This is a genomic window from Halalkalicoccus jeotgali B3 (genome assembly GCF_000196895.1).
Lineage (GTDB): Archaea > Halobacteriota > Halobacteria > Halobacteriales > Halalkalicoccaceae > Halalkalicoccus > Halalkalicoccus jeotgali.
Genome location: NC_014297.1, coordinates 1,347,356 through 1,367,666 on the forward strand (window position 1 = coordinate 1,347,356; position 20,311 = coordinate 1,367,666).

At 52.9% G+C, this 20,311-nt stretch carries 13 protein-coding genes; 8 read left to right on the forward strand and 5 right to left on the reverse strand.

From position 1 onward, the window contains the following. Nucleotides 1–233 precede the first annotated feature (233 nt). The 5 genes from HACJB3_RS20665 to HACJB3_RS07000 all read left to right on the forward strand — a co-directional run bounded on the left by HACJB3_RS20665 (nt 234) and on the right by HACJB3_RS07000 (nt 11,519). A complete protein-coding gene (locus HACJB3_RS20665; RefSeq protein WP_238532851.1) occupies nt 234–905 on the forward strand; it encodes a hypothetical protein in 672 nt (223 codons plus the stop codon). After that, on the forward strand, nt 895–3,717 hold the full coding sequence (locus HACJB3_RS06970; protein WP_238532852.1) for a phage tail tape measure protein: 2,823 nt from the start codon (nt 895–897) through the stop codon (nt 3,715–3,717). Before HACJB3_RS20665 ends, HACJB3_RS06970 begins: the two co-directional genes overlap by 11 nt. Continuing rightward, nucleotides 3,714–5,633, forward strand: a complete 1,920-nt coding sequence (locus tag HACJB3_RS06975; protein WP_238532853.1) for a phage tail protein — start codon at nt 3,714–3,716, stop codon at nt 5,631–5,633. Before HACJB3_RS06970 ends, HACJB3_RS06975 begins: the two co-directional genes overlap by 4 nt. Nucleotides 5,634–7,240: 1,607 nt before the next feature. After that, nucleotides 7,241–8,038 (forward strand): hypothetical protein, encoded by a 798-nt coding sequence (locus HACJB3_RS06985; RefSeq protein ID WP_238532854.1) that lies wholly within the window; start codon nt 7,241–7,243, stop codon nt 8,036–8,038. Between the two features lie 238 nt (nt 8,039–8,276). Continuing rightward, on the forward strand, nt 8,277–11,519 hold the full coding sequence (locus tag HACJB3_RS07000; protein ID WP_081461307.1) for a winged helix-turn-helix transcriptional regulator: 3,243 nt from the start codon (nt 8,277–8,279) through the stop codon (nt 11,517–11,519). A gap of 959 nt (nt 11,520–12,478) precedes the next feature. Here the strand turns inward: HACJB3_RS07000 and HACJB3_RS07005 are convergent. Together HACJB3_RS07005 and HACJB3_RS20670 are read right to left on the reverse strand one after the other, a co-directional pair. Continuing rightward, on the reverse strand, nt 12,479–13,411 hold the full coding sequence (locus HACJB3_RS07005; RefSeq protein WP_008415146.1) for a tyrosine-type recombinase/integrase: 933 nt from the start codon (nt 13,409–13,411) through the stop codon (nt 12,479–12,481). Then, nucleotides 13,408–13,890: a hypothetical protein gene (locus HACJB3_RS20670; RefSeq protein WP_238532855.1), complete on the reverse strand. Its 483-nt coding sequence runs from the start codon at nt 13,888–13,890 to the stop codon at nt 13,408–13,410. The genes HACJB3_RS07005 and HACJB3_RS20670 overlap by 4 nt, the downstream gene beginning before the upstream one ends. Nucleotides 13,891–13,992: 102 nt before the next feature. On the opposite strand from HACJB3_RS20670, the gene HACJB3_RS07015 reads away from it, so the two are divergent. Next, nucleotides 13,993–14,964 (forward strand): sugar phosphate isomerase/epimerase family protein, encoded by a 972-nt coding sequence (locus HACJB3_RS07015; RefSeq protein WP_008415148.1) that lies wholly within the window; start codon nt 13,993–13,995, stop codon nt 14,962–14,964. A gap of 497 nt (nt 14,965–15,461) precedes the next feature. Here HACJB3_RS07015 and HACJB3_RS07020 read toward each other — a convergent pair whose 3' ends face one another. Next, nucleotides 15,462–16,607 carry a zinc-dependent alcohol dehydrogenase gene (locus tag HACJB3_RS07020; protein WP_008415149.1) on the reverse strand — a complete coding sequence of 382 codons (1,146 nt, stop codon included), beginning with the start codon at nt 16,605–16,607 and terminating at the stop codon, nt 15,462–15,464. A 108-nt stretch (nt 16,608–16,715) separates the two neighbouring features. Between HACJB3_RS07020 and HACJB3_RS07025 the strand changes: the two genes are divergently transcribed. Further along, nucleotides 16,716–17,825, forward strand: a complete 1,110-nt coding sequence (locus HACJB3_RS07025; RefSeq protein ID WP_008415150.1) for a Gfo/Idh/MocA family protein — start codon at nt 16,716–16,718, stop codon at nt 17,823–17,825. Here HACJB3_RS07025 and HACJB3_RS07030 read toward each other — a convergent pair. Both HACJB3_RS07030 and HACJB3_RS07035 read right to left on the reverse strand, forming a co-directional pair. After that, nucleotides 17,812–18,705 (reverse strand): alpha/beta fold hydrolase, encoded by an 894-nt coding sequence (locus HACJB3_RS07030; RefSeq protein WP_008415152.1) that lies wholly within the window; start codon nt 18,703–18,705, stop codon nt 17,812–17,814. The genes HACJB3_RS07025 and HACJB3_RS07030 overlap by 14 nt on opposite strands. A gap of 70 nt (nt 18,706–18,775) precedes the next feature. Continuing rightward, nucleotides 18,776–19,627, reverse strand: a complete 852-nt coding sequence (locus tag HACJB3_RS07035) for a translation initiation factor eIF-2B (RefSeq protein WP_008415154.1) — start codon at nt 19,625–19,627, stop codon at nt 18,776–18,778. A 280-nt stretch (nt 19,628–19,907) separates the two neighbouring features. On the opposite strand from HACJB3_RS07035, the gene HACJB3_RS07040 reads away from it, so the two are divergent. After that, nucleotides 19,908–20,291: a hypothetical protein gene (locus HACJB3_RS07040; RefSeq protein ID WP_008415155.1), complete on the forward strand. Its 384-nt coding sequence runs from the start codon at nt 19,908–19,910 to the stop codon at nt 20,289–20,291. The last annotated feature ends 20 nt before the right edge of the window (nt 20,292–20,311 follow it).

Genomic DNA, 20,311 nt, shown 5'->3' on the forward strand with positions numbered 1-20,311 from the left:
TATCCGTTTTTTAGCCTTTCAGTCACATACATATCAAATATATGTCAATACTTATTGTGATTCGGATATAATAATTATATAGATCATGTCACAGACCAAGAAAGATCTAACGACAGTCGCAGTGTCGAAGCAAACGCATCGGTGGATCAATGGACTCCGCCGTGGCGGCGAGACGTTCGACAGACTCATTCAGAAGATGGCTGCGCAGTACGATCCGGAGGAGGCGAACTGAGATGTTGGGAAACTTGACGAGCGGTGGGAGTCACGCACCGTCAAATCCTCACGAAGTCGTCAAGGAAGAGGTCGATTTCAGTGAGCTCTATGATTCGGCCAATACTGGACGAGTTGCAGTACCGCTACGACGTATGTATCAAGCTATTATCCATTCTGATTCTTCTCTCACTGATGATGACCTACTTGTTCATTTCAGTGGCGCTGATAGTGCTACTTCTACGCCTCATGGCGTTTATTCCACTGGATCCGCTCATCGCTTTCTTGCTGATTATCGTGACGAGCTTAAGTCGCTCCCCGGCGTAAAGCTGAAAAACGGACACTGGAAGTTCATCGGTGTCTCGAAAGGCCAGAACACTATCCCACTTAGTGAGTTGCGTACTGATCCGGTGACTCAGTTTGAGGCAGGATTGGATCAGAAGGGCGTCCAGCGTGATTCGGAAGAACGGAAGCGCCACCTGAAAGCATTTGAGGAGTTGCGCGCTGGCAACTTCGATCCTCATCGCGCACGCATTGATCTTGATGTCTTCGCCTCACTACCCACTGTGAACAAGGTCGTCGATGACCCGCCTGAACCGGAGGACATCGAGATCGAGACCTACGCCGATGTTCTTGAAGCGGAGGAGTTGCTCGATAAGGATCCCACTGTGACTTGGGAGTTCGATGGTCAGTAACCCGTTTCAGGAGGGCCTCACAGTAGAAATCGCGAGTGACGCTTCGAATTTCGACGCAGGGATTGCTCAGGCTACATCAGTTCTAGACTCGTTTGAGGCGAAAGTCGGAGCAGCCGGAGGCGCTTTAGCCGCCTTATCTGCAGGCGGATTAGCAAAAGCAGCTAATTCGGCTGCAGATTTCGATCAAGCGATGACCGAGTCGTTGTCGGTTGTCGGCGATGTGAGCGCTGAAATGGAAGAGCAGATGAGGTCTACTGCTCGGACTGTAGCTCAAGAGACTACGTATTCTGCACAACAGGCAGCAGAAGGGTACTACTATCTCGCATCTGCCGGTCTTGAAGCCGAAGAACAAATCGCTGCACTCCCTGAAGTCGCTAGTTTCGCGACTGCCGGTAACATCGAGATGGCAGAAGCATCTGATTACGCAACTGACATCATGAAGGCGTTCGGCTATGAAGCCGATGAGCTTGATACTGTGATGGATACCTTGACTGCGACGTTTACAAATCACAATCAGACGGCGCAGGATATGGGTACTGCGATGTCGTATGTCGCGCCAGTTGCTGAAGCTGCAGGGATGTCGATCCAAGAAACTAGTGCTGCCATCGGGATGATGGGTGATGCTGGTATCAAAGGCTCGAAAGCTGGTACATCACTACGTCAAGCGATTGCCAGTCTTCAGAGTCCGACGTCGAAACAAGCTGAGTTGATGAACGAACTCGGCATTAACGCGACTGATTCTGAAGGTAATCTCCTGGGTATGACGGAGATCATTCGGCAACTGGAACAGGCTGGTGCCGGCTCAGCGGAGGTCATGGAGTTGTTCGGTACCCAAGCTGGTCCTGGGATGCAAGTCCTACTGAGTGAAGGCTCAGCCGCTCTCGACAAAAATACTCAGAAGATCCGTGAATCTGGTGGCGTTACTCAAGAAGTCGCCGAGAAACAGCTTCAAACATTCAACAACCAGTTACAGATCCTGAAATCGAGGGTTGAGGAGGTCTTCATCGCGATGGGTCAAAATCTCCTACCTGTGATGAATGGTCTGGTCCAGATAGCTATTGATGCAGTCGGTGCATTCGCAAATATTAATTCATCGACAAACGGCCTGTTAGGAGTAGTCATTCTTCTTACTGGTCTAGTCGGTGGCTTGGCAATGGCAATCGGTTCAGCAGTGAATGCGGGCCTGACGCTCACGTCAGTACTCCTACCGTTGAAAACTGGACTATCAGTGATCGGAGGCGTCATTGGTGGTTTGACACTTCCGCTAGTAGCACTCATTGGCACAATAGTGGCATTAGCAGCCGCTTGGAAAACGAACTTCGGCGGTATTCGTACTCAAACAATGCGCGTCGTCAAAGCATTGCGCGACGCTCTCTCACCTGTACTTGATCTCTTCGGTGGCAAATCGGTCAACATTCTTGGAATGGTCAAACAGGCCTGGAATTCATTCATTGCGATCGCGGAACCGATCTTCGCGACATTATTCACATGGTTTGCCGACAAGCTCATTGTAGGGATTGAGGCATTCGGAAATGTCCTACGTGTCGTGATTCCAGCTGCGATTGGCCTCTGGAATCAGTTGAAGTCAGGAGTCGGTGGAGCAATCAACTTCATTCGAAATTCGGTCATAGCTCCCTTTGTTGAGTGGTTCGCACCGGTCTTCAGGAAAAACGTCATGCCTGTGATCAAAGAAGCACAGAGGACGTTCAAAGTCTGGCAAGAAATCGCCACATACGTCTTCGATACTATCCAGAAACGTGTCGGAGCGTTCATCGAATGGTTCAGTCCTTACTGGAACTCATGGCTTGGTGACACACGCCAAAGCTTCAATACTCAGATGGCCGGCATCAGAGATCTTTGGGACAAGTACGGTGACGAGATCATTACGATCGTAAACTTCCTCACTGACACTGTCTCTGGCGTGTTCAAGGGCTTCTTCAAAGTCATTAGTACTTCAGCACAGTCGTTCTTCGCACTACTTCGCGGCGACTGGCGAACAATGCTTGAGGTGTGGCTTGACTTGTTCAAGGACATCGGAGGCGGTATCATCAGCTTCGTTGAGAAGTGGGGCGGTAAGCTCACTGGCGGGATCGGTGATATCGTCGATGCTGTCGTTGGCTGGTTCGAAGATCTCTACGAGAAGCTCATCGGTGGCTCAATCGTCCCGGACATGTTCAATGACATCCTTGGCGCGACGAAACAGTTCGCTAAGGACTTCGTGAACTTCTACAAAGGCATCTTCGAAGACGTCATCTCTGGAATGACGAGCTTCGCTACGGACGCTACGAACAAGATTGACAACATTATGGACGATGTTCTTGGTAAAATCACAGGTGTTGCAAGTGACTTCAAGGCCGCTGGAGGTGATCTCGTTGAATCACTGGCAGATGGTATTTCTGGAGCAGTTGGTTCAGCAACAGATGCAGCCGGTGATGTAGTTGGTAAGATCAGGGATTTCCTCCCTGGCTCAGACGCAGATACTGGTCCATTGTCGGATCTTGAGGCAAGCTCGCTCAGTCTCTCTCAGACGCTTGGCGAAAAGATGCTTGATGGCACACGGTTTGTCGAAAGAGCTTCTCAACAGCTCGCACAAGCTGCTACGATCGACGCTCAGGCTTCTACACCGAGCTATGACGGATCCGGTTACTCACTCAACCAAGCTGTCTCATCTCTCACGAGTGAGGTCGAAGGGCTTCGTCGAGATGTCCGGCGCGGAAGCGACAAACGAGTCGAACTTGACGGCAAAAAGGTCGGGTCGACTGTTGACAAAACGATGAGCAGGAAGACACACCAGTGGGAGGTATCACGATGAAACTTAGGATCAAACACCCAGCATACGGCATTCCGGGAGGCAGTCGCCCGTTTGAGTCCGTACTCAATGGGATCGAAGCAACGATGGAGGAATCATTCGATAAACAATCTCATGCCGAGATAACCGTGTATCGTGACGAGTGGAACGAAATTGTCGATGACGTCGACCCACTTGTGGATGAGTTTTACATCGAAGACGAAAATAAATCTGGATCGATTTTCGGTGGTAGACTCACGGACGTAAAGCGCGGAGGTGTTCAAATCGAACTTATTCTCGGTAGTTTCGAGACGGATGCGCGTCAAGGCGAGCCAGTTCAGGACACCGTCGTGTTCGACAATTCGCCTGACAGCCTCGTCGTGAGTTCCGCACTCGAACGAACTGATACGTTGTCAGCCGGGCAAATCCAGAACGTCGGTCATGAGATGTCAATCATGTTCTCAAAGACGAGCCCGGCGAAGATGATTCGAGACACAACGGAGATGACCGGCGGTGAAGTTCGGTATAATCCGGACAAAACTGTGGACTATAAACACAGGTTGGGGAGTGATAAGTTAGACATCATTGGTCCTACAAATCAGACTGTCACGGAGGAATTCGCTGCCACACAGGTTACTCAGGAGCGTCCGACTCATCTCTTGATGCTGGGCGCTGGAGAAGGAGACGCTCAACTACAAACTACCTCAGTGGCTCCATGGTATGACGATTCCGTGCCGCGACAAAACTGGATTAAGCGTGCCAACAAAGAGATCACGAACGAGCGTCGTCTACAGCGCGTAGCAGATCATGCTATGGCGGAATATAACGAATCTCCGCAGTACATTGAGATAGAAATCGAAACATTCGATCTACAGATCAGTCTCGGTGATACCTTCCCTGTGATATATGAGGAGGAAGACATCAACACACGTCTCCGTGTTATGGAGCTGACGACGAACTACTCATCTGAAGGGGTCACTCATGAAGCGACCTTGTCTAACAGGAGGTTCACTCGTGCATCGAACCCTGGACAAAATACGAGGGAAACGGCTGCGCAATTTCAGGAGTCGTTCCAAGGATCTACTGTTCCCATCTCAACGACAGGTGGTCGTCAACCAGTTAGCAATGATCTCAACTACGAGATGAGCGTCGATTACCCAAGTGACGTCCAGAAGGAGATGCGTGCTAAGCTTCACGTGAGGGGATTGCCTTACAGGGCATACTCACAAGGAGTGTCGGCTGGAGGCGGAGGAATCCTCTCAGAGACGTCTGGAGACAACGCTGATTTCGAAAGCGTCGTAGACTCACAAATCGATTCCGTATTCCAAGGGACTGATAACGCCTGGCAAGAGATCGGGTCGTTTACCACCGACGAAGACACATCGATGTTGTTCGTCTCAGTGCGCGCTCAACGAGAAGGGACTACCGGGAGCGATGACTTGGGAGGTACGTACATTCGCCTCCATGATCAGGGTGACGACAGGTTTTATCCACGGCATCTTGGGTCTCAGATCAGTCCTCAGGAAAACGATACGGTATCACGGACGCTACTCATTCCAAAAAACGTGAACGGAGATGACATCATTCTCCAAGCTCGATACTCCGGCGAAGACTCGACAACAAACATTGGCTTCGAGAGTGACTGGGTCGCAGTCGGGCAACACAACCATGAGATCGAGCTAGAACTCAACGAACACTCACACGATGTTAAGCCAGGGATCATCGAATTCGATGAATATCCGTCACGGTGTGATGTAAGAGTCAACGGTGAATCACATGAAGTCTCACTCGGCGATGGATCAAACGAGTTCGAAGAAACAGTCGATATTTCTGACAGGCTCGATGAAGGATTCAATGAGATCGAAGTGACTTCCGAAACGCTCGGACACTTGGACGTCACATGTGCTTTGGACGTCTACAGGCAAATTAGAGGCGAATAGAGGCTGCTGCGACTGATCTTTGGTGCCGTTACCCCTTGGGGTTACAGTTAGGAAGTACCGCTCCGGAATCAGTTATTCAGTTTGTCGCGCCAATCGTCTACAGGATCAGCCTTGATCGCTTCACGATGTGCCTCCGTGATACTCGTGTCAATGTATTCGTCAGGCGTTCCGTCGTGTTTTTTCGCAAGGTGGAGGACGACGCCGTGACGTGACTTGAATTTCTTATCACAAGCAGGACACGGTTCAGTCATCTCCGGCTCGTCATCCCGATCTGAATCACAGTTTGGGCGCTGCGCTTGGTGCATCGTGACACCAAACTCATTCGTGAATGACTCACCACATTTTTGACATATTTCCATATATACAGTATGTTTTGAACCGCAATACATATTGTTATATGTCAGGTATATTATTTCACAGATACCATCATTTATAATGATATAGGCATTATAATCATTCAAGGACAAATCACATTCAGTAATCTCACAGTAATTGTGAAAAACCGAGTGGGCTAACACTCGGTCAAAAGCTGAGGTGACATGGTCCTGATGAGGAAGACGATGTCAAAAAAAGATAACAGCCATCGATCAATAAACGTAACGGAAGCACTGTGGATTAGAAATAAAGACGCCGAGCCAAAGGAATGTGAACTAGACTCCTGTCATCGGGATTGTAATTCGCTGATCAGTTTCGGTGAAACCGTCAAGGAACTCTGTGATCCACATTCTGCAGCGATTTGCAAAGAGTCCGATCATCACCTGGTGCTAGATGCATGAAGGACCTAATTCCACGTAAGCAGGAATATCACTACCTCATCACTGAGGCACAAGATGACACAGAATGCGACTTGTGCGTGTGGGGTAATACTGCTGACTATTCAGTGTTCTTTGACCTGAATCGAGTGGATGCGTGTGAGTACTGTTTAGCGGAACATGATCAGCTCGAAACTGGATATGATGTTCCATACGTCAAATATAACGACGGCTGGCACGAGGTTAAAGAGCCATCTCATTGCTGCAGTAAATGCGATCAGAGCGGCTACATCAAGATCAAGAGAACCTACTGTTACGATCACTTCCAAGAAGAATTCTTCACGGTGGTCGGGCAATGATCTCCGGTCTCGTAGTTCGTGAGCATATCGACGGAGAGAACTGTCACTACTGTCCTAGAACTGCGCGATTCACGGTGCACCATAATTGCTCATGGCCTACATTCGATGTCTGTGAGCAGCATCTCAACCAGGACAATGAACTGTTCGATACAGACGATGCCCCCGACGCTTCAATGTACTACTACAATGGACACGACTGGATCGCGGTCGTCCGAGAGAAACTCAATACCTGTGATGAATGCAGTGCTGACTCATTTGTGAAGACATCACAAGGAACAGTATGGTGTCGAGGGCACTTCCGAATAGCATTCAGCAAGCACCTTACTGCGGATATGATTACTGATCAAATAGCAGGATAGTTCTTAACTGATATTTATAAATATCCAACTAGTACAATATTCTTATTTTTTATTGATCTAATAAATTTACTTATATTCTACTGGGTTATTCTCTCTGGATAGAAAAGAATATTAATTAATCACGTATAGTTAATCGCATGCCTAAAATTGGACTACGGTTTGGCGAAGTACAGGCAGACGAGATGATCCCTCCAATGGAGACTATTGCTGATGAAGTCGAAAATAACCGTATTTTCGGAAAAACTGGATCTCAACACGGAGTGGCGATGTCTTCGTCTGAAGAAGAATATACGATTGGAGACGATTACATTTTTGCGCGCTATGTACACGAAGTACCGCAGGAACGAACAGAGATCAGCGATGGGGAAGTAGTTCTTGCAGAAGGGAATGTCGCGAGAATAATGCACTTCCTCTTGACTCGTGATGGTGACTACGCGTACGAGTCAGTCGATCGTGTCTATGATGATCATGCTCTTGAGTATTTCATTGGGGATGACTCATTCGAGATCGACTTCGAGTGTAATCGATATAATCGGTTTACTCGAGATCAAATGCGAGAATTCTATTCGAATGCATTCCGCGTTCGAGGGATGAAACTGAAAGAGATCGGGGAGCGAGATCGAAATGGTACCTCAGTTTCTGACGAAGTCGCAGATTACATCGAAAACGCTGGTGAAAACACAGTCAGGTCTGAATTTAGCACTGGACAAAAAGACAAGAATCTAAAAGGGCCCGATATCATCGACGGATTTGGACAGCTGTCTGAAATAGACTACATCCGCATAAAAGACTCGGAAGGTGAAATCAATGAGGCATACAATGATGGTCGTTACACGATGTCTTATTCGACAGATACTAACCTCAGCGATCTTGGTGGGAAGGTTCGAGATACGATTTCCACAGTCACAACCGGTCTTACGAGAGTAGACGACTAGCGCCGTTCGGAAGAGTCACTCGTCACTATGAAGTCGCGATGCTAAGCACGAAAAACTGAGTAAGTGCTTTCTTTTTCTTCTGATTTGTGGAGAATCCTTAATTGTTTACAAGTATTATCAATGACTGGATGGAAAGAACTACCATTGCGCTCGAAGCACAAACGAAAGAACGATTGCGTGACGCGAAAGCAGGGTCGACGTTCGATAAGATTCTGAACGAACTAATGAATAACTACGAATGAGCAATAATGGAACCGAGGAAGATGGAGCCTCCTCAATGTTAAATAACAACTGTAAATATAAAAGAATTACGGAGGAGATGAACAGTCCGCGTTGGAAACAAGCGATGGCTATCGCGATTGAATGGTATCATGACCAGATCGACGAAGTAATTGAGGATCACACTGAGGATGGGAATCATCCAGAACGTCCAACGACTGCTCGCGACTATTTTCACAACCGTGGGTGGACGGATGAGACGATAGAACGATTCAAACTTGGATGGGCGCCTGGTGATCAACGCAAACTCGGGGATATACTCATTGAACACGATTTCAGCGATCCGGACCTCAAAAAAGCAGGACTCATGAGTGAGTATGGACCGGAATACCAAGGGAGATATATCTTCCCCTACTTCGAAAATGGTGATCCGGTCCACCTTATCGGGCGGTCAACAGGTCCAAAAGGTGAATATCATCCCGATGATTACGAGCATAATGGTGGATACCAAAAAATAAAATCACGCGATCACATTGAGGCATCTGAACCAATATTTGGTGTTGATCAAATCGGTGACAACGATACTCTTCTTATCACAGAAGGTATAGCAGACGCGATATCTGCACAACAATGTGGTTATCCGTGTATTTCGCCGGTTACGACATCGTTCAGTCACAAAGACAGGGAAAAACTCATAGAGCTGTTTGAGGACGAAACTGTCGTCGTCATTCAAGACAAGGACGCAGTCGAATGTTCGCTTGGGAACGACGGAACTGTTATCGATACACCAGAATATGGGCCAGGTGAGAGTGGCGCTCGGATTACAGTTGATTATCTCAGACAACATGGGATCGACGCTCGGTTGGGTCATCTTCCACAACCAGCGTCGATGAAAGTCGATCTTGATGACTACCTATTGAGATGGGAGGGCGATCTAACTCCTGTAATAGCAGCTGCGAAGCCAATCGAAATCGAGGAGGAAAAACGAGATCGCGATTACGAGCCTGCTCAGTCGCTTAGGCAAGCTGACGAAGTCACATCACTCTTTAGTCTCAAACTGACCGATGTCGCGCCTGTTGAACCCGGGTTCAGGGGAAAGAACCCAGTATATCACTCCGGCGAGTCAGATGACTACTTCGTCGTCTCAGACGATGGTGAGACTGCATACGATCATAAACATGGGAATGTTACTCTAAACGCTCAAACGTACCTCCTCTGTGAGATGGGAGAACGGAGAGTCAGAAATGTCGAAGGACCCCTCTCACGCCGAGAGAAATTCCTTGTGTTCAAGAAGGCAAAGGAAGAGGGCTTCATTCCTGACGACGACAGAATCACGAAAGACGCAATGGTATACGTTGCGCTGGAAGAAGGATTCTGCACAGAAAACGATCTAGCCGGAGATGGTATTCTCCCAGCACGCGCATACAACAAAGTTCTCGATCATCTCGACTTCAAACATGGACGACATCCAGTTAACGAGAAAGACATCCCAGTCATTCCTACATTTGATCCAGAACATCCAATTGTATACCAACAGTCGACGGGCATGTCACTCAACGATGTCCGGAAAACTACTCAGGCAGAAATTAAAGCCGCAATAGAGAGCAGCGACGATGTTCTCCTGTATGCCCTTCCGTCAATGGGGAAAACAGACAGTTCGATATACGCTGTCGAAGAGGCAAACGGGAAAATCGCGATCCTTGTACCAAGGGGACATGAAAGCGATTTCGATCAAGGACTCTATCGTGACATCGAGGATACGTGTGTTGCTGTCGGGGTCGAAAGCAGGATCTTACCGAGTTTCCACAGAGAATGCGAATCAGCAGTAGGGGCTCATGGAGATGATGTTAAAGACGACGTGATAAGCGCATACAATAATGGAGCGTCAGCGAGCGAAATTCACAGCCAGTGGGACCTTCCATGTCAAGAGAATGGTGGGTGCCCTTACATCGAGAAAATGAGCGAAGATTTCGACGAAGACGTCCTTATCGGTCACTACAAACACGCTCACGTTGAAAGTGTCATAAAGAATCGAACTGTTATTATCGACGAATATCCTGCACAAGCATTTGAAGTATCACTAAAGGGAGATACGCTAAACAGCGCGATCAATACCTTCATCGACAGTGATGATGACGAAGTCGATTTCATGACACTAGTCGAGAACAGCGACGAAAACCTCATCGACCTTATCGCGCCAGAATACGTCACACCGGAGGGCGACTTCAAAACGCGCAATAACGACTTTGCATTCACTGAGAACGGTAACGTCTGGGCTCCGGCTATTATCATGACGATCCTCTATGGGCAGTCAGTCGGATCCTGGAGGCGGCTTGTCATCAACGATAAGGTTTGCATCTTCACACGAAGCAACCAGGACGACACACCGGAATTCCGGATGCTCAACAGACCTGACTTCTTTAATGCGAATAATATCATTGCGCTCGATGGAACACCAGAACAGGAACTGTGGGAATTCGCGCTTGACAAAACGCTTGAACAGCGGACAGTCGTGAGTCACATTCACGAAGAATTTGTCACTGATATTCTCAGGAACGAAATCGTCCTAACGAAAAACACTACATATCCAGCCGGCGCTGGAGGGAATCGCGTCAAAGCGATCCGTGACATCAAGCTCTTTGAATATATCGATGACAAGCACGACGAACTGACACCCCTTATCGCGCCACGGAGAGCACTCGAAAAGTACCGATTTGTTAACGGAACTTCAATTACGAGTGAGCGGGAGGTAGGGTGGTACGGAAACCTCCTTGGATCGAACAAATTCAAGAACGCAGAAATTGGTATCGTCTCTGGCAGCAGACACAACGGTGACAGCTACATTGAACAATGGTGCGCCTACAACGATGTCGAAATAGAACGTGAAGGGACAGGAATGGACCTCACATACAATGACGAATTTGCCGACGCACTCCTTAGACAAATGCGCGAACACCAAACTGTTCAAGCGATATTTCGATTTGGGAGGGACAATCGGCCATCGCGCATTTACGTCAACACAAACGCGCTGCCAGAATGGTTCCCCATCTACGATGAAGTGCTATGGACTGATGAAACAGGATTAAATATCCTTGAAGTACTAGATAAAGCTAACGAGCTTCAAGCGTCTGAGATAGCCAACGAAATAGATATGAGCGCCTCTAACACGCGAAAACGGCTCAACGAACTACATGACGAAGGGCTCATTTCGAAGCGAACACATCGAGGGCGAAATCATTGGGGCAAACAAGTTAACGAGTAAACAACAAGAAATCATATTCGTACTAAATATATAGTACAGGAATGATTTCTTGCTATCAATCAAATGATACTTATTCCCAACTATGCGCGCTAGACTTGACTACGTTATCTCTTTGCATGTAACTATAGGCAGTTACATCTAATGCTTTTCGTCATGTCAAGTAAACTAAATTGGATACATCAAACGCACCATCAAACGCTGTAATGAATTTCAATTTTAGTTAGAGTAAACTCTAGTTTAATTCGTGTTTCGAATTCGCTTCTGCCGGTTCCTGATCGATTGTTCGGAAGAATTGTGAAATGAACTTGTTTCAAGTTTAGAGTTTAGTCTAGATCGTCATGCGCGCGGCTTGATTTTGATATAACTGGGCAAAGGGTCCATCGAGTGAAACTGCACGCACGAAATCGGCCGGTTCGGTAGAATGACATTGCTATTGCTCCTTGATGTGGATGTCGCGCACTGTCACATAAGATGTGACGGAAAGACGCGCGGCAGGTTAGACCAATGATAGAGTGTCAACGATGCGGAGCAGAAGATATCAGCGAAATCCAAGATGGAGATGGACTCACGTTTTGTGTGGACTGTCTCTATGAGTTAGAACAGACAGCGTGCCACGATTGCGGTAACGAAATGGACGATTATTTCGACCTATCGTCAACAACACTCTGGCTTGAAAGTACGATTCGGCTTTGTTATGACTGTTTAGAAGGGTACGACGACGTCGAAGTACCAGAAAAGCGCACTCCAATCTGCGGGCACTGTGGGGACCTTACAGCTAAAACAGAAATCGTGACTGTAGAAACGAAAAATGGCGATAAAATGACAATATCTGTTTGTCCCGCCTGCGAAGATTTAATTAGCGATGAGCCGACATTAGCTATTGAGCGCACCGTCTTCCAGCACTGAACCCCAAGGGGTAACGGCACCAAAGTGCCGTCGCAGCAGTAATGAGCGATGGCTCAGCTGAATTTTTTGTAAGCTTCTGCGACGTCGTCTTCGACAAGTCTCATGTATTGCATCGTCCGTTCAAGGCTCGCATGCCCTAGTTGTTCTTGGACTGCTCTGACGTTGACCCCTGATTTTAGCGCATGGACTGCATGACCATGTCGAAAGCTATGAGGGCGGATTCTCATTCGTTTGTTTCCGTCCTGAGTTTCTTGAGCGACCTCATTGAATTCTTGTGCAGCATCGAGTATGACGCTCCTGACGACGGAGTAGCCGATCTGGTCTGATGATTGACCTGGGAAGAGGTATTCGCTATTGGCTCTAAGTGGGCGTTCAGTTTCAAGCCAAATATCGAGTAGACGATTGAGTGAGTTTTGGTAGTGAACGTAGTCCCATTCTGATGTCTTTTTCCGATAGATTTTGATCCGGTTGTTGCGTTGATCAACGTTGTCGACTTCGATGTCGATAAGTTCTGAAACACGCATTCCGGTTTGCCACAGGATCTCGATGATGAGTTTGTTTGAGACAAAGTGACGCTCCGGAAGCGCGTCTATCATTTTGTCTTTTTCATCTTCTGTGACATAGTGGAGGGTATCGTCGTCGCGCTTCGAACTGATGTTGAGATCTGAGAGTGTGATTCCGTCACAGGGGTGGTGGTCGATAACCTGAAATTTGTCTTTCGCGGAGCTGTATAGTGATTGGACCGCTGTATATCGTGTCCGAATAGTATTTGCCGAGTAGTTATCATTCTTGAGTGACAGGATGAAGTCTTCGATGTCAAGTGGTTCTACCTCTTTAGCGCTCAGGTTCTGTTCATGCAGCCACTGATCGTATTGTTTCAGGCACATGCTATACTGGATATACGTGCCATGGTCGTCTCCCTTGATCCGCATGAGCCGGTCCAGAAACCGCTCTATGAGCTCATCGCTAATATCCTGATGTCTCATGACCGGTAGTACACTCCGTTAATCGAGTGGACGTTGTGCAGTTCGTTTTGTAATTCTTTGAGCGCAGTCCGGACGTCCTCGACATTCCCGTCGATGTGTCGAGCGATGTATTCCGGGTTTCCGGACGCCTCCGTGTGGCTATGCTCATCGAACATCGCGCCGTCTCGATCTGGAATCGAATTGGGGAGGAGCTCGTAGACTTGTGAGGCGATATCTCGAGTTGGCTTGAGCATCGACTCGATCACTGCTAGCCGATGTTCGACGTCGTCTGAGCCGAGTGAATTTTCGAGTTTATCGAGCCTCTGGTGTAGTTCGCTGAAGTCCTGAGTTTCACTACTGAAGCCGTTGATCTCCTTAAGAACGCAAAACCTGATGAATTCTGATAAGTTTCGTCCTTGTGAGTTGGCTTCTTGTTCCCACCTTGACTTCGTCTGTTCTTTTAGTCGAATTCTGACTGAGCTGTTTCTCCTTTTTGCCATATATGTATGTAAGACTACATAAGACAATAAAGGTTACACATACGTTATCACGATTATCTAATGACCACCGGGATTTATTCTCGTTCGAGTTCATCCCGGTGTATGGACATCGGCGTACTCACCGTCCCGCTGGGCGGTCAGTCCCGAGAGGAAGCGTTCTCGTATCTCGCCGACCTCGGTGTCGGCGCGGTCGAACTCGGCTGTGGGGGCGCTCCGGGTGACGACCACCTGCCCCGTGGGGAGTTCCTCGGGGACGAGGCGGCCCAATCGGACCTACTGAATCTACTCGACGAGCACGATCTGCGCATCAGCGCGCTCGCGACCCACAACAACCCGTTGCATCCCGGCGAGGAACACGCCGAGGAGGCCGACACCGAACTGCGCGAGGCAATCGAACTGGCCGACGAACTCGACGTCGGGATCGTCACCTGCTTTTCGGGACTGCCCGCAGGCGGCCCGAACGACGAGACGCCGAACTGGATCACCGCGCCGTGGCCCACCGAACACGCCGATGCCCACGAGTACCAGTGGGAGGAGGTCGCGATCCCCTACTGGCAGGACCTCGCGGAGCACGCCGCGGATCACGACGTCGACGTCGCCATCGAAATGCACCCGAACATGCTGGTGTACGAACCACACGGCATGGCTCGACTGCGAGAGGAGACCAACGAGTACATCGGCGCGAACTTCGACCCCTCCCATCTGTACTGGCAGGGGATTTCTATTACTGATGCGATCCGGTATCTCGGCGAGCGCGACGCCATCCACCACGTTCATGCGAAAGACACCAAGGTCTACGAGGAACAGGCACGCGAGAAGGGCGTCCTCGACACCACCCCCTACACCGACGAGCCCAACCGCTCGTGGCTGTTCCGTTCCATTGGATATGGCCACGGCGAGAGTCACTGGAAGGACGTCGTCAGCACGCTTAGAATGGTCGGTTACGACGACGTGCTCAGCATCGAACACGAGGATTCCCTGACGAGCGCGAACGAAGGGCTGGAGAAGGCCGTCGACGTGCTCGACAGGGCGGTCTTCGAGACGACGCCCGGCGAGGCCTACTGGGCCGAATAACGAGATTTAGCGCTGTTTCATCGGTTCATCACTACGTCAAACCCGATCGACTTGATCTCGCGTCTGTCGGCAAATCCGTACTGATGGGATAGGAACCGGTTTGTTCCTGAGTTCTAAAAACGATATAATCTATCAATTGACTTATTAGATAGTAGACCATATCCCGCTTCATGGTGCTAAATGATATGGTCTTGACGTATGAGAACGATGCCCGAAAACCACTCGACAGTAGCCGGGAACGTACGTTTCACCAGGGATGGGAAGATGCACTTGACAGTGGGCCGTATAGTGAAGGAACGTTCAACAAGTTGAGTTGGCAAAACCTAGGCAATTGCCTTGGTTGTCTCTTTGGAAACGTACCTGACGAAATGCGAGACGAACTCATGTTTTGGGCAGAGCGGCAACGCCGACTCGATTAACACTAATCCATTATATATCTGGTACGCATCCCACATACGATCGACTAACGCAGCGGGAAGCTGCGCTTTGACAAAGTATTACGGCTCCAGAACGACCTTGACGCAGTCGTCCTCTTTGTTGTTGAACGTCTCGTAGAGTTCGGGGCCGTCCTCGAGCGAGCCCCGGTGGGTGATGATCTCGGTGGGGTCGATCTCGCCGTTCTCGATCGTCTCGAGCAGCGGGTTCAGGTAGGCCTGGACGTGGGTCTGGCCAGCGTTGACCGTCAGGGCCTTGTTCATCAGCGGGCCCATCGGGACGTCGTCCATCCCGTCGATGTAGACGCCCGGAATCGAGAGGGTCCCGCCCTTGCGACAGGACTTGATCGCCTCCTGGAGCACGTACGGGCGATCGGGCTCGTCGGGGACGTGGTCGACGCAGGTGTGGTGGGCCTCGGAGCCGACGGCGTCGATACACCGGTCGGGTCCGCGCCCGTCAGTCTCGTCCATCAGCCAGTCGTAGACGTCGTCCTCCGAGTAGTCGACCACCTCGGTGTCGGCGTGACCCTCGGCCATTCCTAAACGCTCTTCGACCCGGTCGATGGCGATCACGCGATCGGCACCCATCATCCAGGCGCTCTGGACGGCAAACTGGCCGACCGGCCCACAGCCCCAGACGGCGACCGTGTCGTTCTCCTCGATCTCGGCGTTCTCGGCAGCCATATAGCCCGTGGGATAGATATCCGAGAGGAACAGCACCTCCTCGTCCGAGAGGTCCGAGTCGATCTTGACGGGCCCGACGTCGGCGTGGGGTACCCGCAAATACTCGGCCTGCCCGCCATCGTACCCGCCCAGTGTGTGCGAGAAACCGAAGAGGCCAGCCGGCGAGTGGCCCATCGTCTCGGCGGCCATCTCGGCGTTCGGGTTGGTCTCGTCACACAGCGAGTACAGGTCGTTCTCGCAGAACCAGCACTCGCCACAGCTGATGGTGAAGGGGATGACGACCCGATCGCCCTCCCGCAGGTCGTCGACCTCCTCGCCGACCTCGACGACCTCGCCCATCGGCTCGTGGCCCAGGATGTCGCCCTCCTCCATCCCCGGCATGAAGTCGTTATAGAGATGGAGATCCGAGCCACAGATCGCCGTGGCCGTGATCTCGACGATCGCGTCGGTCGGTTCCTCTATCTCTGGTTTCGGAACCTCGTCGACGCGGACGTCGCCCTCGCCGTGCCAGCGGAGTGCTTGCATACAGTTACGTACTGGGTAGTCGTTTCGATAAAAGCGCGGCCTGTCATGGCAACGCCCCTTGCCGCCGATACGGAAACTCCTAACTACATCTGTGGTGAACGATCGCGCATGACACTCGACGTCGGCGTACTCGGCTACCGATTCATGGGCAAGGCCCACGCGAACGCGATGGCGCGGCTCCCGATGTTCTTCCCCGATGCCCCCGAGATCAATCGGGAGGTCCTCGTGGGCCGCGACGAGGAGGCCCTCTCGGAGGCGACCGACCGGCTCGGTTTTTCGAGAACCACCACTGACCCGACCGAGGCCATCGAGTCGGTCGACGTCTTCTACAACCTCGGTCCGAACTTCGTCCATCCCGAATACTCGATCGAGGCGCTCGAAGCGGGCGTGCCGGTCTTCTGTGAGAAGCCGCTCGCGCCCACCATGGAGGAAGCAGAGGGGATGGCCGAGGCGGCGAGCGAAGCCGGCGTCCCCAACGGCTGTGCGTTCAACTACCGGTTCGTCCCGGCGATCCAGTATGCGAGAAATCTGATTGAGGCTGGCGAACTCGGCGAGATATATCACGTCCGCGGGCGGTATCTGCAGGACTGGCTGGTCGACCCCGAGGCTCCGTGGGCGTGGCGCCTCGACGAAGAACTGGCGGGGAGCGGCGCGCTCGGGGATCTGGGTGCCCACACGATCGATCTCGCACGCTTTCTCGTCGGCGACGTCGAGGGAGAGATCAGCGAGATCTCGGGCCGGCTGCGGACGTTCACCGACGAGCGCCCCACCGAGGACGGCGAGACCCGCGAGGTGACCGTCGACGACGCCTACCTCGCGACCGCCGAGTTCGAAGGCGGCGCGGTCGGGAGCTTCGAAGCCTCCCGGAACGCCAACGGCCGGAAGAACGACCACACCATCGAGATCGAGGGCTCGAAGGGGAGCCTGAAGTTCTCGCTCGAACGGCTCAACGAACTGGAGTACAAACGCGAGGGTGCACGCGGGTTCGAGACGGTGCTGGTGACCGACAGCGACGACCCGTACATCGATCACTGGTGGCCACCGGGCCACGTCATCGGCTGGGAGCACACGTTCGTCCACGAGAACTACGAGTTCCTCTCGGCAGTCGATTCGGGTGGGGAGTTCGCCCCGAGCTTCGAGGACGGGCTCGCGACCCAGCGCGTGCTCGCGGCGATCGAGGAGAGCGACGAAAGCGGCGAGCGCGTCAGTCTCGATTGAGAAAACCAACGAGCGACTCGTTGACCCGGTCGGTGGCGTCGAGTTGGACCCAGTGGCCCGCTCCCGCGACCCGCTCGATCTCGATATCGGGCACCCACTCCTCGAGGCCTTCGGTGAGGGCGGGCGAGAGCGCCTCGTCCTCGGTCCCCCAGAGAAGCAACGTGGGCCGCCCGACCAACCCGTCGCTGGTGGTCGAACAGGGCCGACTCTGCCCGGGGATCTTCGAGCCGAGCGTCCCTCGGAACAGCGCCCGGTAGTAGTTGAGCATCGCGCTCATCGCACCGGGTCGCGTGCACGCGTCCGTATAGCGCTCTATCGCCTCCTCGTCGAACGCCTCGGGGGACCGCGAAGCTCCCCGAAACAGCGCCCCGAGGAGGCGTTGCCGTCCGAACCGAACGAGGAGTTCGGGGAGCCACGGCAGTTGGAAGAGGAGGACGTACCACGAGCGCCGTCGCTGGTCGGACTCGCGGTCACGGAGCTCGCGGCGGTACGCGCTCGGATGGGGCGCGTTGAGGACGACCAGTCGATCGACACTGTCGGGATACCGGGCGGCGACTTCCCAGGCGACGACGCCACCCCAGTCGTGGCCGACGAGGTGGGCGCGCTCGGCCCCGAAGTGGGCGATCAGCTCGCGGACGTCCTCGATGAGATGTCCGATCCGGTAGGCGCTCACGCCGGGCGGTTTCTCCGAGCGGTTGTATCCACGCATGTCCGGCGCGACGACCCGGTAGCCCGCCTCGACGAGCGCGGGGATCTGTTCGCGCCAGCCGTACCAGTGATCGGGGAACCCGTGGAGGAGGACGACGAGCGGTCCCTCCCCCGCCTCGACGTAGTGCAGCCTGAGGCCGTTGACGATCGCCTCCCCATGGGACCAGTCCATGCCAGATTCTCCGGGCGACAGCCGGGTAGCTCTTGTGCTCGGGGTCGCGGGCATCGAGCGCGGCTCCGCCTCAAAAGGACATGGCCCCGTCATCGGTGATGATCGCATCGAGAAGGCGGACGGGGGTCGCGTCGTACATCGGGTTCTCGATAGCGAAGTCCTCGGCCGGTTCGAGCAGCACCTCGCTCGCCGGGCGGTACTCGTTCTCGAAGACGAACCCGCCATCGATGAGTTTCGCCCCCGATCCGGTCACGTACATCGGCACGTCGAGGTCGGCGGCGGTCGCCGCGATCGGGTAGGTCCCTACGCGGTTGTACAGCGTCTCGCCGACCAGACAGTCCATTCCCATCAGCACGCAGTCACACTCGCCGAGATAGGTGCCCGACGCGCTGTCGACGATCAGCGTCGGCTCGACGCCCTCGATCGCGGCCAGTTTGCGAGCGGTCTTTCGTCCCGCGAGCCTGGGGCGGGCTTCGGTGACGTAAACCGACAGCGAGACCCCTCCGTCGACGGCCCGCTCGATCGCTGCGTTCACCGTCGAGGAGTAGTCGTGGGTCAGGATCGTCATGCCGTCCTCGAGGTAATCGGCCGTGTGGGCGGCGGCGCGTTTTTTCCCCCCGTCGATTCGTTCGATCACCCGGTCGATCGCGGCCGTGAGCGCGGCCTTTCCTTCCTCGACCGTCTGTGGGTCCGCTTCCTCGACCTCGCGCGTGATGGTCCGGTGGACGTTGTACAGCGAGGCGTGCGAGGGGTTCGCCCGCCGGAGCACCGAGCTGTTTCGCTCGACGTCGCGGACGAACTCCTCGACCGTCGCGTACTCGCGACCGGTCAGCTCCGAGAGCGCACGGGCTGCCTTGACAGCCACGACCGAGGAGCTGTGCGTCTGCATCTCCTCGATCTCCGCAACCGTCTCGTCGATCATACCCGAACCAATCAGCCTCAAGCAAAAGACCTTCCGACGAATCCCTCGCTTGCCCTCTTCATGTCGCTACGAGAGAGCGCGTCGCGCTCTCTCGGCATCCCGGAAATCAAACATTTCCGAGGACTACCCCTCTCCGGCGTTCTCGGGCGGTCGGGCAGGCGGCAACTTCGCGGCCCGCCCTCGGCCACCGTACTGTCCGCTCCAAGCACCCCGCAACCATCGCCGTCTACCGCTGATCGCCCACCGGGGAGCTAAACGGCCCCGGTACCTACGTGGAGGTATGGTCGAGGTCACCTACTACTGTCCCCGCTGTGGCGCGCTCGCGGGACTCGAACGCGACGCCTATCTCGCCGACAAGTCGGTGACGCCCTATCCGCTCGAGGGCTGGGAGTACGCCACACCCGGCGAGGACTACGAGGACGCGGAGGGCGTACGGTTCGTCTGCGGGAGCGGGGAGTCGCCGGCGCTGTCCTTTCGGCCGCCCGAGGACGGCGAAGGGAGTTCCGAGGACGTCGGCTGTGGCGAGCCGTTCTACCTGAGTTTCGTCCGGTTCGAGGCGGGCAGAGAGATCGAACCGCGCCCGCCCGACGAGTACGTCGAGATCGGTGCGGGGATCGGTCCGCGGGGACTGCGGGGACCGCGTGGACCCGACGGCCGGTCGTGACGGGGGAAAGATAAGGCCGA

Excerpts from the sequence above, each read along its gene's own strand:
- HACJB3_RS20670 (WP_238532855.1), bottom strand. The coding sequence starts at position 13,890 with ATGGCAAAAAGGAGAAACAGCTCAGTCAGAATTCGACTAAAAGAACAG.
- HACJB3_RS07005 (WP_008415146.1), bottom strand. The coding sequence starts at position 13,411 with ATGAGACATCAGGATATTAGCGATGAGCTCATAGAGCGGTTTCTGGAC.
- HACJB3_RS06985 (WP_238532854.1), top strand. The coding sequence starts at position 7,241 with ATGCCTAAAATTGGACTACGGTTTGGCGAAGTACAGGCAGACGAGATG.
- HACJB3_RS06970 (WP_238532852.1), top strand. The coding sequence starts at position 895 with ATGGTCAGTAACCCGTTTCAGGAGGGCCTCACAGTAGAAATCGCGAGT.
- HACJB3_RS07030 (WP_008415152.1), bottom strand. The coding sequence starts at position 18,705 with ATGGACTGGTCCCATGGGGAGGCGATCGTCAACGGCCTCAGGCTGCAC.
- HACJB3_RS07035 (WP_008415154.1), bottom strand. The coding sequence starts at position 19,627 with ATGATCGACGAGACGGTTGCGGAGATCGAGGAGATGCAGACGCACAGC.
- HACJB3_RS20665 (WP_238532851.1), top strand. The coding sequence starts at position 234 with ATGTTGGGAAACTTGACGAGCGGTGGGAGTCACGCACCGTCAAATCCT.
- HACJB3_RS07040 (WP_008415155.1), top strand. The coding sequence starts at position 19,908 with ATGGTCGAGGTCACCTACTACTGTCCCCGCTGTGGCGCGCTCGCGGGA.
- HACJB3_RS07000 (WP_081461307.1), top strand. The coding sequence starts at position 8,277 with ATGAGCAATAATGGAACCGAGGAAGATGGAGCCTCCTCAATGTTAAAT.
- HACJB3_RS07025 (WP_008415150.1), top strand. The coding sequence starts at position 16,716 with ATGACACTCGACGTCGGCGTACTCGGCTACCGATTCATGGGCAAGGCC.
- HACJB3_RS06975 (WP_238532853.1), top strand. The coding sequence starts at position 3,714 with ATGAAACTTAGGATCAAACACCCAGCATACGGCATTCCGGGAGGCAGT.
- HACJB3_RS07020 (WP_008415149.1), bottom strand. The coding sequence starts at position 16,607 with ATGCAAGCACTCCGCTGGCACGGCGAGGGCGACGTCCGCGTCGACGAG.
- HACJB3_RS07015 (WP_008415148.1), top strand. The coding sequence starts at position 13,993 with ATGGACATCGGCGTACTCACCGTCCCGCTGGGCGGTCAGTCCCGAGAG.